Source organism: Flaviaestuariibacter amylovorans (assembly GCF_039541815.1).
Classification (GTDB): Bacteria; Bacteroidota; Bacteroidia; order Chitinophagales; family Chitinophagaceae; genus Flavisolibacter; species Flavisolibacter amylovorans.
The window spans coordinates 239,189-255,799 of sequence record NZ_BAABGY010000006.1; the positions used below are offsets into that span (position 1 = coordinate 239,189).

The 16,611-nt window shown below is 48.7% G+C and carries 24 protein-coding genes; 15 read left to right on the top strand and 9 right to left on the bottom strand.

Annotation, left to right across the window (positions count from 1 at the left end):
* The first annotated feature begins 95 nt into the window (after positions 1–95).
* The 5 genes from ABD937_RS07225 to ABD937_RS07245 all read left to right on the top strand — a co-directional run bounded on the left by ABD937_RS07225 (position 96) and on the right by ABD937_RS07245 (position 4,379).
* On the top strand, positions 96–1,385 hold the full coding sequence (locus tag ABD937_RS07225; RefSeq protein WP_345254672.1) for an aminotransferase class V-fold PLP-dependent enzyme: 1,290 nt from the start codon (positions 96–98) through the stop codon (positions 1,383–1,385).
* A 672-nt stretch (positions 1,386–2,057) separates the two neighbouring features.
* Positions 2,058–2,960: a cyanophycinase gene (locus tag ABD937_RS07230; RefSeq protein WP_345254673.1), complete on the top strand. Its 903-nt coding sequence runs from the start codon at positions 2,058–2,060 to the stop codon at positions 2,958–2,960.
* A gap of 274 nt (positions 2,961–3,234) precedes the next feature.
* Positions 3,235–3,465 (top strand): hypothetical protein, encoded by a 231-nt coding sequence (locus tag ABD937_RS07235; protein ID WP_345254675.1) that lies wholly within the window; start codon positions 3,235–3,237, stop codon positions 3,463–3,465.
* 111 nt (positions 3,466–3,576) lie between these two features.
* Entirely contained in the window at positions 3,577–4,035 is a 459-nt protein-coding gene (locus ABD937_RS07240; RefSeq protein ID WP_345254677.1) for a hypothetical protein, read from the top strand.
* 98 nt (positions 4,036–4,133) lie between these two features.
* Complete coding sequence (locus ABD937_RS07245) at positions 4,134–4,379, top strand: hypothetical protein (RefSeq protein WP_345254678.1); 246 nt, start codon at positions 4,134–4,136, stop codon at positions 4,377–4,379.
* 352 nt (positions 4,380–4,731) lie between these two features.
* Here ABD937_RS07245 and ABD937_RS07250 read toward each other — a convergent pair whose 3' ends face one another.
* Positions 4,732–5,376, bottom strand: coding sequence for a hypothetical protein (locus ABD937_RS07250; protein ID WP_345254680.1), 645 nt, complete (start codon positions 5,374–5,376; stop codon positions 4,732–4,734).
* A 664-nt stretch (positions 5,377–6,040) separates the two neighbouring features.
* Between ABD937_RS07250 and ABD937_RS07255 the strand changes: the two genes are divergently transcribed.
* Entirely contained in the window at positions 6,041–6,703 is a 663-nt protein-coding gene (locus tag ABD937_RS07255; RefSeq protein ID WP_345254681.1) for a hypothetical protein, read from the top strand.
* 29 nt (positions 6,704–6,732) lie between these two features.
* On the opposite strand, the gene ABD937_RS07260 is transcribed toward ABD937_RS07255, so the two are convergent.
* The 3 genes from ABD937_RS07260 to ABD937_RS07270 are packed head-to-tail and all read right to left on the bottom strand — an operon-like array spanning position 6,733 to position 8,516.
* Positions 6,733–7,257: a hypothetical protein gene (locus tag ABD937_RS07260; protein ID WP_345254683.1), complete on the bottom strand. Its 525-nt coding sequence runs from the start codon at positions 7,255–7,257 to the stop codon at positions 6,733–6,735.
* Positions 7,258–7,268: 11 nt separating this feature from the next.
* On the bottom strand, positions 7,269–7,694 hold the full coding sequence (locus ABD937_RS07265; RefSeq protein WP_345254685.1) for a hypothetical protein: 426 nt from the start codon (positions 7,692–7,694) through the stop codon (positions 7,269–7,271).
* Positions 7,695–7,730: 36 nt separating this feature from the next.
* The gene (locus ABD937_RS07270) at positions 7,731–8,516 is read right to left on the bottom strand and encodes a hypothetical protein (protein WP_345254687.1); all 786 of its coding nucleotides are present in this window, start codon (positions 8,514–8,516) and stop codon (positions 7,731–7,733) included.
* 102 nt (positions 8,517–8,618) lie between these two features.
* On the opposite strand from ABD937_RS07270, the gene ABD937_RS07275 reads away from it, so the two are divergent.
* The 5 genes from ABD937_RS07275 (at position 8,619) to ABD937_RS07295 (ending at position 10,620) form a co-directional block, all read left to right on the top strand.
* Entirely contained in the window at positions 8,619–8,885 is a 267-nt protein-coding gene (locus tag ABD937_RS07275) for a hypothetical protein (protein WP_345254689.1), read from the top strand.
* A 131-nt stretch (positions 8,886–9,016) separates the two neighbouring features.
* Positions 9,017–9,478 (top strand): hypothetical protein, encoded by a 462-nt coding sequence (locus ABD937_RS07280; protein WP_345254691.1) that lies wholly within the window; start codon positions 9,017–9,019, stop codon positions 9,476–9,478.
* A 29-nt stretch (positions 9,479–9,507) separates the two neighbouring features.
* Positions 9,508–9,684: a hypothetical protein gene (locus tag ABD937_RS07285; RefSeq protein WP_345254693.1), complete on the top strand. Its 177-nt coding sequence runs from the start codon at positions 9,508–9,510 to the stop codon at positions 9,682–9,684.
* On the top strand, positions 9,668–10,291 hold the full coding sequence (locus tag ABD937_RS07290; RefSeq protein WP_345254695.1) for a hypothetical protein: 624 nt from the start codon (positions 9,668–9,670) through the stop codon (positions 10,289–10,291). The genes ABD937_RS07285 and ABD937_RS07290 overlap by 17 nt, the downstream gene beginning before the upstream one ends.
* Positions 10,288–10,620, top strand: coding sequence for a hypothetical protein (locus tag ABD937_RS07295; protein WP_345254697.1), 333 nt, complete (start codon positions 10,288–10,290; stop codon positions 10,618–10,620). The genes ABD937_RS07290 and ABD937_RS07295 overlap by 4 nt, the downstream gene beginning before the upstream one ends.
* Before the next feature lie 30 nt (positions 10,621–10,650).
* Here ABD937_RS07295 and ABD937_RS07300 read toward each other — a convergent pair whose 3' ends face one another.
* From ABD937_RS07300 to ABD937_RS07310, 3 genes are all read right to left on the bottom strand, one after another.
* Positions 10,651–10,869 carry a hypothetical protein gene (locus ABD937_RS07300; protein WP_345254699.1) on the bottom strand — a complete coding sequence of 73 codons (219 nt, stop codon included), beginning with the start codon at positions 10,867–10,869 and terminating at the stop codon, positions 10,651–10,653.
* A 126-nt stretch (positions 10,870–10,995) separates the two neighbouring features.
* Complete coding sequence (locus ABD937_RS07305) at positions 10,996–11,433, bottom strand: surface-adhesin E family protein (RefSeq protein WP_345254701.1); 438 nt, start codon at positions 11,431–11,433, stop codon at positions 10,996–10,998.
* A 66-nt stretch (positions 11,434–11,499) separates the two neighbouring features.
* Positions 11,500–12,066: a hypothetical protein gene (locus ABD937_RS07310; protein ID WP_345254703.1), complete on the bottom strand. Its 567-nt coding sequence runs from the start codon at positions 12,064–12,066 to the stop codon at positions 11,500–11,502.
* Positions 12,067–12,174: 108 nt separating this feature from the next.
* Between ABD937_RS07310 and ABD937_RS07315 the strand changes: the two genes are divergently transcribed.
* Positions 12,175–12,540 (top strand): hypothetical protein, encoded by a 366-nt coding sequence (locus ABD937_RS07315; protein WP_345254705.1) that lies wholly within the window; start codon positions 12,175–12,177, stop codon positions 12,538–12,540.
* 169 nt (positions 12,541–12,709) lie between these two features.
* Positions 12,710–13,897, top strand: coding sequence for a terminase large subunit domain-containing protein (locus ABD937_RS07320; RefSeq protein ID WP_345254706.1), 1,188 nt, complete (start codon positions 12,710–12,712; stop codon positions 13,895–13,897).
* Here the strand turns inward: ABD937_RS07320 and ABD937_RS07325 are convergent, their stop codons facing one another.
* The gene (locus ABD937_RS07325) at positions 13,898–14,227 is read right to left on the bottom strand and encodes a hypothetical protein (RefSeq protein WP_345254708.1); all 330 of its coding nucleotides are present in this window, start codon (positions 14,225–14,227) and stop codon (positions 13,898–13,900) included.
* 82 nt (positions 14,228–14,309) lie between these two features.
* Positions 14,310–14,594 carry a hypothetical protein gene (locus tag ABD937_RS07330; protein WP_345254710.1) on the bottom strand — a complete coding sequence of 95 codons (285 nt, stop codon included), beginning with the start codon at positions 14,592–14,594 and terminating at the stop codon, positions 14,310–14,312.
* Positions 14,595–14,616: 22 nt separating this feature from the next.
* Between ABD937_RS07330 and ABD937_RS07335 the strand changes: the two genes are divergently transcribed.
* Together ABD937_RS07335 and ABD937_RS07340 are read left to right on the top strand one after the other, a co-directional pair.
* Complete coding sequence (locus tag ABD937_RS07335) at positions 14,617–15,261, top strand: hypothetical protein (protein WP_345254711.1); 645 nt, start codon at positions 14,617–14,619, stop codon at positions 15,259–15,261.
* A gap of 108 nt (positions 15,262–15,369) precedes the next feature.
* Positions 15,370–16,047 carry a hypothetical protein gene (locus ABD937_RS07340; RefSeq protein ID WP_345254714.1) on the top strand — a complete coding sequence of 226 codons (678 nt, stop codon included), beginning with the start codon at positions 15,370–15,372 and terminating at the stop codon, positions 16,045–16,047.
* Positions 16,048–16,611 lie beyond the last annotated feature (564 nt).

Here is a 16,611-nt window from a genome sequence, read left to right on the forward strand (position 1 = left end):
TAGGTTGTTGTATGTACACCATGGGCCGCGGTAGTTCCGGAGTGTGCGGTAACTCCTAACTTCAAACCCCAAACTGCACACTTCAAACTACCCGCATGCCCCATCGCCGTCACTTCCTCCGCTCCGCCGGGCTCGCCGCCGCCGGATTGTTCGGTACCGTTTTTCAGCCGGCCTGGAGCCGGGGGCTGCAGCGCGCGCTGCGCGACGCGGAAGGAGTGGCGCCAGGCGACCTTGCTGCCGAAGAAGAGTTCTGGTACTACATCCAGCAGGCCTTCACCGGTACGCCGGGGCTGATCAACTTCAACAACGGGGGCGTATCGCCGGCACCGCGCGTCGTGGCCGAGGCCATGAAAAGCAATTATGATTTTAGCAACGGCGCGCCGAGCTTCAACATGTGGCGGATCCTGGACCAGGGCCGGGAGCCCCTGCGGCGGAGCCTCGCGGCGTTTGGCGGCTGCAACCCCAATGAGCTGGCGCTCAACCGCAACGCCACCGAAGGGCTCGACACGGTCATCTTCGGGCTGCCGCTCAGTGCCGGCGACGAGGTGGTGCTGTGCCGGCAGGATTACAACCACGTGGTGTTTTCCTGGCAGCAGCGCGCGGCGCGCGACGGCATCCGGATCAATTGGGTGGACCTGCAGCTGCCTTCGGAAGACGAGCATTACCTCGTGCAGCAGTATGTCAACGCGTTCACGCCGCGCACGAAGGCGGTTACCATCACCCACATGATCAACTGGAACGGGCAGCTGTTGCCGGTACGCGCCATTGCCGACGAAGCACGGAAGCGCGGCATCGCCGTGCTGGTGGATGGCGCCCATTCGTTTGCGCAGCTCGATTTCAGGATCCCGGACCTCGGGGCCGACTACTTCGCCACCTCCCTGCACAAATGGACCTATGCGCCCATCGGCACCGGGGCCCTTTGGGTGCGGCCCGAAAAGATCGCGGCGCTCTGGCCCCTGCACGGGGCGGAAAAATTTTCGGTTGATGATATCCGTAAGTTCGAGCACCTCGGCACCCGTCCCTTTTACATCGAGCAGGCCACGCACAAGGCCGTCGAGTTCAATGAGGGCATCGGGCTCAAGCGCAAGCAGGAGCGCTTGTACTACCTGAAGAATTACTGGATGGAGCGCGTAAAAGACCTCCCCGGCGTGCGCCTCTCCACGCCGTTCGCCCCAAAGTGGAGCGGCGCCATCGGGATGATCTCGTTTGAAGGGAAGAAGCCCAACGAGCTGGATTCCTACCTGTATGCGAACTACAAGATCCACTGCACCACCATCGACTGGAACGGCGTCCGCGGTGTCCGCATCACGCCCAACGTCTATACTACCCTCAAGCAACTTGACCTGCTGGTGGACGGCATCCGGCGCTATGCGGGGAAATCTTGAGAATTCGGATCTCAGATCTGGGATCTCGGATCTTTGATCTGGCTGGCGCCCGCGGGATTCCAGAGTTTAGAGATGTTACCTGGGGCAATATGAAGTACAACGGGTGAAGCAGCGCAGCTCAAAGGCTGTTTGAGTTAAATGATCATCAATAAAGGGTGAAATGGTCGGCCGCAAGCGGCCTCGATGCACAACGGCACAACGGCGCAAAGGCACGACGAAAAGTAAAAAGAACAGATTGTTTTTCTATGTCGCGCCGTCGTGCCTCCCGAGGCTTCGGGAGCGCCGTTGTGCCGTCGTGACAGGGGCATCAGCCCCGCTCCCCGCGCTTGCGCGGTCCGATGAGCAGTGATCGAATAAGTCAAGCTTCTTCTTAAATGAGAAGAGCTAGCCCATAAAAGCTTTTTGCGTCTCCGCGTCCTGGCGGCTTTGCGGGAAATCCGCGTGCCGCTTTAGCAAGGGCCAGGCGCCTGCGCCGGGTTCAATGCTATTTTCCCCGGTTTTACCGTCAAAATAGCCTCCTGGGGCACCGAAATGGCGCACTCGCCGTCCGTCGCCTGTATTTAACAGAAAAAAGCGGCCCCCGACGGCCCAAAACTGTAGTTTTGTCGGGAACCCCGCTCCCAAGTCCTTCCCTTCGGAAGGGAACGGGCAGGGTCCAATCGTAAGAGCCACATGACCCAGCAATATCCTAAAGGAAAACTCATCGCGGTGGGCGGCGCCGAGGATAAAGGCACCGACCTCGAAAAAGGCGAGATCCGCCGCAACAACCTCAACTTCTTCGAGCTCGGCATTCTCCGCCGCATCGTAGAGGAAGCCGGCGGCCCGGAGTCGCGCATCGAGGTGGTGACCACCGCTTCCATGATCCCGGACGAGGTGGGAGCCAATTACCTGAACGCTTTCGGCAAGATCGGCTGTACCAACGTGGGCGTGATGCGCATCCGCGACCGTGCCGACGCCGCCGAGCAGGAATATATCGACCGCCTCCTCAATTGCGACGCCGTGATGATGAGCGGCGGCAACCAGCTGCGGCTCTCCGCCACCTTCGGCGGCACGCGCTTCGGCCAGATCCTGTTGCACCGTTACCACAATGAGTCGCGCTTCCTCATCGCCGGCACCTCCGCGGGCGCCATGGCCATGAGCAACACCATGATCTACGAGGGTGATGCCGCCCAAGCCCACCTCAAAGGCAAGGTCAAGATCACCACGGGCCTCGGCCTCGTCGACCACGTCATCATCGACTCGCACTTCGAGAAGCGGGGCCGCTTCGGGCGCCTGGCGCAGGCCGTGGCCACCAACCCGTCTTGCATCGGTATCGGGCTTGGTGAGGACACGGGTATGCTCATCACCGAGGGCAACAAGATGGAAGCCATCGGCTCCGGCCTCGTGATGATCCTCGACGGCCACGACATCATGTACTCCAATATCGCCGACATCCCCGAAGGCAACCCGATCTCGATCGAAAACCTGAAGGTGCACTTCTGCGAGAAAGGCAACGGCTACCTCGTAAAGGAGCGGACCTACCTGATGGAAGCCCGCGAAGGCGCGCTGATCAAGAAACAAGTACATGTTGAATAAATAGACCATATTTTATTCTTCGGAAAGTCAATACAGGCAAGGGTTTCAGCAATGGAACCCTTTCTTTTTTGCCCTCATTTCATAACCTGCTTGCCATAACAGTTGCCATATACCGGTTCTTAACAGTTCCTTAACAGTTGAGACACCCTTTCCGGGGTGCTGTACCTGCCTGAAACCTGATAAACCCCTTTAACGAAAGATTGGCTGCTATCTTGGTAATTGACTTTTTCACGGTCGTTGGGGGTGGTAGCTTCAGGGTCCAAACTCATATCCAATGACTGCTTTAAAGTATCCTCACCTGACCGTGGTTCGCAAGGAACCCAAGCTTCAACCAGATCAAGCCACCATCCAACTCCACTTCAACCTGCTGATGGAGATGCGCAGGAAGTACCACCGGAAGAATGAGGTATTGTATGATAAGCTCGGCTTCGGTGCATTGTTTGATCGCATCGTGGCCATTGAAGATGTGTATGATATGAAGGTGACCTATACCAAATTCCGATGATGTTTTTTCGATCAGGATTTGGCCGGAAACCCTCGGAACTCTGGTCAAGGTTCGGGGTTTCTTCTTTTCAGATCCTTTTAGTAAGTTTAAGTTCAACAAAACCTAATTGCCATGCCTTTAAAATTTACGGTGCCTCCGCTTCAGACAGCCACTATTTCCTTGGACTTTCCTTACGCTGCATTTCCACATGAAATAAAGTGGATAACCTCGATTAATAACGCAGACATTAATAGTGGTGCGAGAAATGGTCATGAGCACGGTGGAAACGGAGCCGGCCCCATTACTCTAATAAACAGATCGAAGCGGAATGCGGTAGAGGTGAATATCGTGCATGCATATAACGGCGGTGGTGTTAATGTAAACACCGAAGGTTACGTAATTCTTCCACCCTTCAGTACTAATTCTTTTTATGTGCTATTTCATGAGGGTATTTATCCCACAGACACGAATTACAAAGCGAAGGCTACTGTGCGCTTCTCGAAGAATCCAGTAGGTTCTGCAATCGAAGATGGTGACGATGGAGATGGAAACACGATTACACAGAAGATTTACGATGAGATTGAGTTGTAATTTCAGTCGTAGGCTGTTTATACAGCATCGCTAATATATATACATGCTATACCCCCGGAACTCTAATCAAGGCCGGGGGTTTTTCTTATACTTGTCACATGGCAAACCAGACTAACCAAATCGGTATAGATTTCAATAAGGTGTTCATGTACTTCTATGGTAACCGTAATCCTCATCCGGCAGAGGATACCGAGAGGGTGGCAACCTCACTTGGACTGCGCCCAACGGATCTATCTGCAGCAAGGCTTAAGTTGGTGAAGGATGGTTACTTGATAGAGGAAGACATGATGAAATCGATCAGAATAATGTTGTTAGTCGAAATTGGATTTATTACCTGTCGATAGACGGGGCCTTATTCCTTGATCGCTTACCCGATGAATTCAAAGGCGATCCATATGGTTACCTGCAGCAGCTTCAAAGTGAGCGAGAAAGACGGGAATGGTGGGAGAACATTCCAAAGAAGTTTTGGTTCCTGTTTGCGGTCATTGCTTTTGTTATGAGTATTGCAAGTGACTTGTGCAAGGAATACCTGAAGCGCAAATTCTTCCCGGAGAACCAACCCAAGACTGAGGTCCGGTCGGTGCCACCACCATCGAAGCCATAACACCGCCACGGCCTCAATACAGCTTCATTCTGACCATATCTGGATCGAGACAGCGCAACCCTCGGAATTCCGGGGGTTCTCTTATTTGGGCTTTAAACGGCCTTTAAAAGGGTCAGGCTGTTGTAGTGATTAACCAAGGTCTTAAGGTGTTGAACGATCTGGTACTTCAGCCCTTGGAACCAGAGATTGCCGTGGTCCGGGATCCGGTCGATGGTCACCAATGCATTCATCGTAAGTTCCAGATGGAATTGAGGTGAGGTGATGAAGTTGAGATATACCGGTGTCATGTTGAATGCGGTTTCTGGTTTGAAGATGTTGATCGACACCTCAGCGAACCTTGACAGGGTGGGTTCTCCTTTCCTGTTCACATGCTCCGGGAACTTACCCTTGCAGCTTGATATGACCACGTTACCCAACGGGGTGATGAATGCAAGACGATCCACATAATCATCCACCGAGATCAGATCCGCACAGCGGGTGATGTAGTGAGCCGAAGTCATTTCAAGCGGAACGTATACTTGGATACCGATACCCTTGATCTTGGTACCCTTCCTGATCGCTTCGCTGAAGTTGGTGATGTATTCGTTGGACAGGGTAAGGCTGTCCACATCATCATATGGTGACTTGATGTTACCTCCAACGATTGTTTCAATCACGTTGAACCGGTGGGTGATGGTTGATGCTGATCGTGGTATGGTGATGAAGTTCTGGTTAGATACGAGGTGTAGGTATAGCATGGTCTTAACCCTTTATTGGTTAAGTATGGTTATTCTTCGTGATGATGTAAATCCTAATTTAAATTGGATAAGACCAACCCCGGAGCAACCGGGGGTTGGATAAACTTTAAGTTGAAGAACCAATCGCTTCGCTCACATTGGATACACCCACTTCAATTAAGTAGATCGGATCCACAAGTGGATCATGCAGATAGTCGCTCCGCTCCATTGGATAACCCATCGCTTCGCTCAATTGAGAACCACCACCCCATATAAGCCAAGAGAAATAGAAAAGGAATCAGCTTCGCTTCTATTAAGACTATTTCTCTTTATATAATTCTCTTATTCTATTTCAATTATTCTAATTGAGTTATTCTAATTAAGGGTACGGTAACCGGGGACGGTAACACCATCGATGGGTTCACCGGGGATGGTGACACCGGGGGCGGTAACCGTACTCCGGTGAAGGCCGTGAGGCTGTGTATCCCAACCCCAATTCACGATCAGTTCACCACCCACTTGATTCATCGAAATAAAATCTTTATCGTTTTACGGATTTACATCATCATGGTCATATTTATCAATATCACCATTCATGGTGGCGGGTTCCTCCGGGGTAGCTACCCGGAGGTTTGCTTCCCGTTTAAAAAAAGCAAATTATCCAACCCATGAAAAAGCATATACAATGGTTAAAAGAATCGACTTCGACAAGGAGCAATACGGTCGTATTGCATTTAAAGCAGCAAGAGATAAGAACATCAGCGGCGACCCGTTTCACCTGCTGTTCACCCTTCTTAATAACGTAGATGGATGGAAGATCCGTCTTGAATACTTTGCCAACGAACTTGGATGGGGCGCAAGCAGACGCAAGACAGCAACCAAGAAGCTGATTGAACATGGCTACCTGATCCAGACTCAAATCATCCTTTCTTCGGGTCATAAGGATTGGGAATATCAGGTATCCGAATTGGGAGATCTCAACACAGGTACTATTCAACCAGAAGCGCAGGAGCCTCCGGTGAAGCCTTCAACTAAGAAAGTACCTCCACCTCAACCTGAAGTCCGGGAACAACCCGAGGATGCGCACACCCTTCAGGATCTTAATAAAAGCTACATGAGGCAGGTGCGGGAGTTCGTTCTTCAATACCCGGAGAAAGCAAGGAGGCAGATTCAAAGCCTGATCGGTGAAACCTTCAACCAAGAGGTCAAGAAGATGTGGTCACCCGATCAGGTGACCCGGTTCATCCAAGACCAAGCCGAGAAGAAGAAAGCTGCGATCAGCAACATCAGCAATCCTAAGCTGAAACTTGAGGTTCTGGATGCACGTACTAACCGCAAGATTCAATAAAGACAAGCCCCCGATCAACGGGGGCTTTATTATTTGGCTTTGGTCTTGGGATCCTTCTCTTGATATTCAACTTCAATCCCTTTGGATGGGATGGAAAGCTTGTGGATCCGGTATTGCTCCCAATCGCAGCGGTCCCACAGGCTCACCCCGGCCCGCATCGATGCATTCTCAATCTCGGTGCGCTTATAGAACATTCCGATGGTCAGGTGCTTGTTGGCCTTCTCTTGGGTTTCAGGGAACACCAAGCCATCCTTATACCCAAGAAAGCGATACTTCAGATCAACGGACCGCTTCACCTCCGGAGCGGGATTGCCCTTCCGGGTTGCTTCAAACCATCCAAACGACTTCCAGATATCATAGCCGATCTTCTCCGTGATGGTGTCGATCTCCGTTCTGGTATAGACCTTATCCTTCAGTTTAACAAACAGTTCTTCCTTCAGCTTGTCAAGGTTCTCACCATCGATGCTAATCTCCTGATCGTAGCGCACACCGATGCAATGGTATGCGGTTTCAACAGCCTTGGCGGGTTCTTTCTTTTTAAATAGGCCGAACATATATAGTTGGTTTATGAATTATTCGATTGGTCATGGTCAGTACGTAAGTCGTTTGCATCGTGTTCTATAAGCTTATTGCAGATACTATGAACGAGTCTTAGCTTACCCATACAAGTTTCAAAGCGGTCTGAATTATCAAGATGGCAACTTTCACAATCAGGTGTCTTGCGAATGCGGTTCGGGCGCTTTTCTGTCGCCTTCGGAATACCAATTTCAATTCCATAGGTGCAACAATGGTCATAGCTTATATGATGGATTAGCGGGCTATCACCTGTCGGTTGTTGGCAATATGAGCAGATTCCCCCGTCCCGCTTATTTAGATAAGCCTTCACATACGGGTTGTGTGTAATGCGCCGAGCAAATAGCTTCCAAGGAAGAAGTTCATACGCCTTCTTCGCTTCGCTTGATGGCAGCATTGGAATCAGGGACTTGTCCATAAGCCAAGTTAATAAATTCCGGGCGGGGTGATTTAGTTAGAGCCGCACCAACTTGTACTCTTTCTTCTGGATAATCAGCTTTTCGTTTCGGCTATCTACCGTAATCCAAACCGCAACACCGTCGTTCGAAACTGCGTGGATCGATCCGATGTGTGGCGCAATAACGGACTTGGACTTAATTAACATAGATGGTGCCTGATTTACGTAGATCTGGGGTTCGCTAATTCGAACTGTAATTCCATCTTCAGACCTAAAGTTCTTGCCAGATGCATAGAACATGATTGATTGTTCGCTGCGAAATTCATATGCCTTCGTTGGTGATGGTGAATTCTTTACTGCTGCAAGAAACTTGGCAGCTTCACCGTTGGGGACAACTTTAGCGGAACCGAATGGGCCGATCCGGTCTAAGGCACATTGGCAGTTTACAGCGAAGTTGGTGTAGACCTTTGTCGGTTGTGACTCATAAAAATTCAATTCAACTATTCCGCCAACAACGCCTTGTTGTCCATTCTGAGTTGTTATGGATACATCTCCTGAAAAATAGAGGCTTTTCCCAATGCTATCTAAAATGAGGTTCGACTTATAGCTTGCTGTGTACCGGTCATGGTTTACTGTGATATTAGTAATTGCCAACTTCTTAGTAGCTGCATCATACTTCAAGTTATATACGAGAACCTTGGGTCCATCTGTGTCTTTGTAATTGAGCAGGATTGATTTGTTTCCAAGGGCCGAAATCATGGCCTTTGTAAGCAAAGGCGTTTGGCTCTGGGCTGAAACAGAGGCTAAGGAAAGGATAGCAAGGGCTACTGTTGATCGTCTCATTTACAGTTAATTTTTAGAAATATACAACAACTGTCTGATTGGTAGCTTTTGCTCAACCAACGAATATTTATAGATATGACAGAACAGCAACTAATCAGAGCAATGAACATCTTCTTCAACGATACCTATGGTACCTTTATCATTCAACCGGATCCGATGTTCCCAAGACACAACTACTACAGCCAAACAGAGGTATTGACCAAGTACCAGATCAGCCAACAAGCCTACAAAAAGCTGCTGCAGGATCAAGGAATTGAGCCGGTCAGCAAGACCGTGGATCTCGGAGGATATCCCGTGACCACATGCTACGTGGAGAAGGAAAAGATTGATGCGCTAAATCTCCCGATCCGCTTGACAAAGCCGAAATAATCACCGATAATTAAGTCCATAAATATCACTCTATACGCCCTGCATCTCTATGCGGGGCTTTTTATTTTGAAAATATTTTGACGATTCAAAGCTTTTGGTCCACCTGCAGACTATTTATCTATAAACAGCACATGGGCGCAACTTTCTGGTCAGATATCGACCAAAGCAAAATCAAGGAAAACGAATTCGGATCAAAGCTTCGCAGCAAGGGATATAAGGTTACGGTCGTTGGATACATGGAAACGACTCCATATGATGTTGCGGCCATCAACCCCAAGACCAACCGTACCACCACCTTCGAAGTGAAGTACGATAAGATGGCAAGCAAGACCGGGAACATTGCGGTGGAGTATTGCAAGATCCGGGATGAAGAAGAATCCACGCCCACAGGCATAAGTACGACCCAAGCTGACTATTGGGTGTTCAGCTTCCCCGGAGATCCCACCTTCTACACAGTACCCACCACCACCCTCAAGAGCCTGATCAGCGAACGCAAGTACATGCGAACGGTGAGCGGGGGTGATAACTATTGGTCCCGGATGTACCTATTCCCGAAGCAGACCATCACCTCCAACGCTACACAAGTGAAATAAAACCAACTATAATTAAACCCAAGCAACCTATGAAACAAAGCACAGAACCCAACCCGATCCACATCCCGATCCGATACAAGCTATTGCGGGGGTGGTATTCAATCATCGACCTAATCGCCAACCCAATCCTTCACCTGCAGGTATGGATCGCTTCAAAGGAGCATAAGAAGCCCAAATCCATCACCAACGTTGAAGAAAGCAAGTAAGCTAACCCACGAACAGATTAAGGAAAAAGCGATCCGGGAAATCATCTACAGCGAAGAATTCCGGAAGAAGGCTGAGGGTATTCAATTCCGGAACCATATACCCAAGGATTCACAGATCGTGGATGATGCAATCCAAGAGGTTGCGTACTGGATCCAACGGAAGGAGGCCAAAGAGATCGCAGAGATGTACAACGATAGCCCAAGGCGGATCTTCGGGTTGGCCGTTAGGATCCTGATATGGAAGTGTTATGCCAAAAGAGGGGATTACCCCAAGCACTCCCTGAGCCAACACATCCTCTGGACCTCCAACTTTCAATCATTGAAGTTCGTGTGTCCCACGGAATCTGGTGAGAGCGAAGGTGAACATCACAGCCATCAAACCTTGGTGGATCCAACCACGGAGGAACCAGATGAGAACAAGATCAACATCATGGGCCTGATCAGGTCGAAGCTTGATCCACTTAACCTCCAAGCCCTTGACGAATACTTGAAGCTTAACAAGAAATCGGGGGTGGTACCAAAAGCATTCCGGATCAGATACCCCATGATTGAAGAACAGATAAGGAGCATCGTAAAAGATGCCGGAATTAAACGAGTATCAATATGAACCAACAAGAAGTATTCAACGCAATAACCACCCTGTTCCCGATCCTGCAGGAATACAGGCGTAGAGGATCAGCCAAGATGGACGCAGATCAGAAGCTGCTGCTACGGCAGGTCTACCTGACCATCTATCCCACGGCAACAAGCATGGACCTTGCCTGTCCCTCCTGCATCATCCATTATCTCTCGGTTCTGGAATCGTACTACGAACGTGAATACATCCGATGGATTGAAGCCCAACTAAAGATGGAAGCCAAGCAAACTCAAGATGCTGCTTCAACGAATCCACCCGCCACATCCAAGAACGGATCCAGACGTAAGAAGAAGGATTAAAAGAGAACCCCCGGAATTCCGGGGGTTTATTCATCTGACAAGCCTTAATAGATCGACTCCTGATTGTTGGTGCAATTCGCCAATGAATTGATATGCGTGAGTGCTGCCCTTTCGAACAACGACAGGATCAGCAACGCCAACAAAGTATGCGATCAGGTATGTGTCATTGTCATTAACAACCTTTACTGCTGATAGCCGGTGGAGGTTATAATGTGTGTCGTCATACTGAGCAAAGCGGAAATTTGCCATGATGTTAATTGGTTTAGAGTCCAATATATACCAATTGCTGCCAACTTTTGAAACCCTCAAGCGGATCACGCAACTCCTAAGAAGAAGGACCAATAAAATAGAACCCCCGGAATTCCGGGGGTTATTTCATTGTATTTCCTCACACAATGCATCAAGAGTAAGTTCTGCATTACTGTCCGGGACTATTTCCTCCCATTCGGCCTCAAATTCATCCCAAACAAATGTATAGATAACCTTCCCGTCAGTTGTGTATCCAGTAATACCTCTTAATCTATAACGCTTTGCATCACAATCATACTCTCTTTTTATGATTTCATAAGAAAATTTGGGCGCAAGTGCAGCAAAATCTGGAAATTGCTTTCGCATTGACAGTCTCCTTTTTGCAAGGCTCTTTCCCGATTCTACTGTTTTTAACCATGCAGTAATTATTGATCCTTCTCTTGTAGTTCGTGAAGTGTTGTAATACATTTTGTATTCAGTACCCGTAATGAGTTCTGCCCATTTGGACTGTGCTGATCCGATCAGGAATCCAAGCACGAATAGTATAGTTAGAATCGATTTCATATGCACAAAATAAGAATGACCTTAGAGAACCAAATCGTGGAATAAAGATGCAGAGGATAGATATTTCTATTTATATATTCCATCTAACACTTCAGTCAAGGAATTTACTTTTTTCAGATTCATGAATGTTCCGCCTTCCGATGGGCGGTGGTCAACGCCGGTTGACCAGATTTGGTAAGTAAGGTCGCTTGCTATGTTTTGTTTGATTTGAGCTATTGCATTTGAAATAGCTGCAATATTCTGGTCTATGTCTTTAGAAGTGGCTGTTTTCAGTTTTTCAAGCTTTCTGTCGGGCTTTGCTTCAAAATACTGGTAGCAGGGCGTGAGATCTTCGGTAGCCCAAACAAGGGAGATGTTAGTTATCTTGCTCTTTGTGTATTTCAACGTGAGCGTGCAGGACAAAGTAGATAGGTTCGTTTTAACTACCTTGGTGAAAATCTGGGGTGGATCCTCAACCAATTTTGGTTCTTCGACCTCAATTCCACTTTTTTCAAAGAAGCTTTTGAATTCACCTACCAATTGTAGAATGTAATCTGCTTGCTTCTTAGCATAAGCTTTTTCATACTCTTTTTCAAGTTCGGTATAGGTGTCCCATAATGCGGCAAATTCTTTCGCCTTCCTAAGATCAATCATAGCAGTTTAGTTTGGGTTTTGACAAAAATATGAGAATTTTTATCAACCATGCAAGATCGTAATACTACCCCAATGGGAGATGTAATAACGGAGCAAATACGGAAGCATATGCCAAGAGAAGATGGATGGTTCAAGAAGGGAAATAAGGGAAAGCCAAAGGGGGCTAAGCACCGATCAACAGCGGAGATCAGAGAGTTCATTCAGAAGGTTGTTGACAATAACCTTGAGCGCCTTGAAGAAGATCTGGACCGGATGGGTCCAACGGCTCGTTGGATGATACTGGATAAGATCAGCAAATACTTCCTTCCAACATTGTCGAAGAACGAGAACCAGAACACCACGGATGGACAGGTGACGATCAAGGTGGAATATGCTGATCAGCCACCCACCTCCTTGATGATTGATCCGGCCATAGAAGTGCCAACACCCTTAGCAATTCCTGATCAGGATCTGCTGCAGGAGCCTCCATTTTAAACGGGCGGGTAACTCTGATTATGTTAACCTGTTTTAAAGTGGTTGTTCTTCAATCACTTATGGCCTCCCAAAAGACTTAGCATCGGTATTTGGGTACATATGATAGAATCAAATAATGTATCACCGGGGTATCGTACTCCATAAAACGCATAGCAGAAATGAACGATAGGTGAGCGAGATCAGCATTAGGTTACCCCGACCACATGAGGCGCAGCAGCGGGTACTGGATAGCAAGGCAAGGTTCCGGGTATTGATGTGCGGGCGCAGGTTCGGCAAGAGCCTGATCGCAATGGTCATATGCATTCAACGAATGTTGAACGGTGAAGCCTGTGGGTACATCTGTCCGGAGTATGGCCTATCCAAGTCCTTCTTCAAGGAGATCCTTCAGTACCTACCACAGCAGCTTATCAGGACCGACAACAAGAGCGAACTGACCATTGAACTTATCACCGGTGGATCGCTCCGGTTCTTCTCAGGTGAAGCCCTTAATTCTCTACGTGGCCGGAAGTTCCACTTCTTGGTGGTTGATGAAGCTGCGTACATCCCGGATCTTGAGCATGAATGGAACACATCGATCAGACCGACCCTGACCGACTATGCAGGTGATGCTTTGCTGATCTCAACCCCAAGGGGTCGGGGCTTCTTCGATGCTCTGTATCAGAAGGGGGTAAATGGGGAGCATGGATACGCTTCCTTCCACTTTAGCACCTACGACAACCCATTTATCAGCCGGGAGGAAATAGAGGCAGCAAGAGCCTCTATGCCCCTTGCGCAATTCAATCAGGAGTATCTGGCCATACCGGGCGAGAATGCAGCCAACCCATTTGGTACCGAGAACATCCGGATCAACACCATCCCGGCCCTAAGCAGGAACCCCACGGTGATATACGGGATTGACCTTGCACGGTCAGGTGACCACACCGTGATTATCGGGTTGGATGATGAAGGGGCCATGAGTTATTATGACCGCTTCCAACTCCCGTACAACCAGACCATCGATAGGATCCAGAAGCTATCCGCAGGGATCCCGAAGATCGTGGATCAGACCGGGGTAGGCGCACCCATCGTTGAAGCCCTCCAAGCAAACTGTAGGAACGTGAGGGGGTTCACCTTCACATCGGAGTCCAAGCCAAGGATCCTGATCCACCTGATCCGGGAGATAGAAGCAGGGAACGTTAAGTTCATTGAGCCTGTTGCGCAGGAGATGATGGTTTTCGAATACAGCTATTCACCCACCGGTCATGTGAAGTACCAAGCCATGAGCGGGTACCACGATGATACGGTGATGGCCTTGGCTATGGCAGCTTACTTCCGGGATCAGGTTCAGGCAGTTCAGAACTGGCGGCTGTATCGCTGATCAGCCAAACATATCAACATAAACGATCTGCTGATCAAGTTGCTCTTGAATGCCGTCGAGAGGAATGTTGTATTCCACCCGGTAATCTCGAAGCATCTGGTATGTATCCCTTATGGCTTTTGACCTTCTTGATAACGGTAGCTTTTCGATACGTTCCAACATCCTTTCGCAGAAATAAGTCATATAGTCAGGGATTGAACCATCAGGGTTGTCAATCTTCCATCGGTGATAATACATGTCATTCATGTGTGCAGGTAGAACTGCATAGCGGTTTAATCGGTTTCCGTATGCCTTTTTCACCTTCTCGAATTGGGGGTCTATTCGGTTCATGATTCTAAGGTAGATCTGCTGAGATAGCATACGATCAGGAGCGGTTCTTAATAATTCCTGTGTATGGCTTTAGGTGGTGGCGTTAATTCTTCTTACCCCTCTTGCTGACCCCTTGTAGCTTGTTAAATTGCTTCAACTCCGTTTCATTCATTTCCCGTTCTAACAGGATCTCGATAACCTTCTGATATGGAACCTCCGCATCAATACCCATTTGTGACCGGATCCATTGCTTCGATAAATCATCCATCTGTCCGAGTTCTCTTAACAAGATCCAATAGTCATTTGTGAAGTTCGGGCGGTTTCGATCCGCATTGGTTACCCCCATCCGTATCAACCATTGGATCAGTTCGAAGATGTTGCTTGTCATGGCAGGAAGATACTAACCCTTCATGAAGGCACACATCAACACAAAGACCCTGATCCAATCGCTCCCCTCAAGTTGGGATGAACTTCCGCTGAAGGATTACATCAAGCTGACCCAAGTGGAGATCGCAGATCAAGACCCGGAGGATCCATTGAACCTGTTCACCGGTCTGGATAACACCATCCGGGTTGCGGCCGTCCTCACCAATACCCCCATCGATGCATTAGAAGCCCTTCCTGCCTCTATCGTCATGGAGATGGGGAAGAAGCTTGCATTCATATCGGAGCCTTTAAAGCCCTCTAAAAAAGGGCTTATCCAATGGAAGGATGTTGAGTCCGTATCCTATGATGATTTCGTGACCTTCCAACAACTGTCCAAGAATCCCCTTCCCAACCTCCACCTGCTGATCAAAGCCTTCAGCAAGAACAAGCTGACTGAGGATGAGATCTTGAACCTATCGACGCAGGAGGCTATGTCCGGTTTTTTTACGTTACGGATGTATGTCAGAAAATATTTCAAGACTACATCCAGATCTACAGCATGGAAGGCGATCAGGCTGATCGTTCAGGAGGGATGGACCAAGGCGGTCACACGATGCAAGCGAATCAGCAGGAAGCAAGAAAGCAGATCCAACAATCTTACGGATGGTTCTTCCTTGGAAAGCAAGTAGCGGATTACACCCGGTGTACCTACTTTGAAGTAATGGAACGCCCGGCCATTGATGTTCTATCGATGGTCCAAATCATAAAGATGGAGAATGAAATGAACAGATTGAATCATGGCTAAGAACATACGTGGAGCAAGCAAGGCCGCAACAAGGCGGGCGCTGAACACCCAAGCTGCAAGACTTGGAACGGATGAATCCCAATTCGATACGGAACTATCGGTATTGGAAACCATCGTTGGTGAGTTCATTGAACGGGTCCAAGCCAACATCAGCAAGGAAAAGAACTTTGTCACCACCGGTAAGATCTCCGATATCAGCATCAAGGTTGTAGGGGATGTAGTTCATGTGATGGCCAACCCTCACCTGATCTTTCAGGACCGAGGGGTGAACGGATCCAAGAAGAAGCGATATGATACGCCTCACCGCTACACCGATAAGCGTCCCCCGGCTTCAGCCTTCATCGATTGGGTCAAGAGCAAGCAAGGCTTCCTGACCGCCAAGAACGATTACCATAGAAAGATGGATGATAGGATTTCCGATCAGGAAAGATCGGAGGATCGGCCCTTCAAGGAACTGACAGATCAGCAGAAGATTGAACGTGCTGCTTGGGCGGTCTCGACCAAGATCTTCAACGAGGGCTTCAGACCAAGGCGGATCTACAGCAAGGAGATTCCCAAGCTGATTGACGATCTCACCGCACAGTTCACAGACTTCGCAATACAGCAGATCAATCAGAAGATTGATATCAACCCCCGAGACGGGGGAGGCAATAGAACAATCCCAAGCTGATGAAGAAGATCAACCAGATCCTGACCGGGTGGAAGAACGTGGTTCATTCCGATCAGGCAATAGAAGCCCTATCCCAAGAGCGGTTGGGAGTATGCAACACCTGTCCTTCCAAGACCAATATGCTCGGTTTGGATGTATGTGGGGTCTGCCATTGTCCGTTGGTGGCAAAGAGCAGATCCCCGCATAGTGGTTGCCCACTTGGGCGTTGGCCTAATGAGCCGACAGCCAAGCAACCAGAAGAAGGAACAGGGTCACCAACTTCTTGATCTTTAAAATCCATTTACATACTGTCAGGAAGGGACACTTTTTGTCCTTCTGACACGTTCCCACATTTTGATTAACGGCAGGTGATTGTGATACGAATGTTGTGTTGTTGAATTCACAGTTGTTGAATTGAAACACAACGGGCAACGGCGGGTGTACTGTGGGAACGGCGGAATTCTGTTCGCCGTTCATAGTCAAATCATTTAGTACGATCTGGTTTGCGATCTAAAAGCAAAAAGCTTCTAAAAGAACCCAAAGGGTCATAGTGTTGAGAACTCAGTCTTTCCCGAGCCTCCGAGT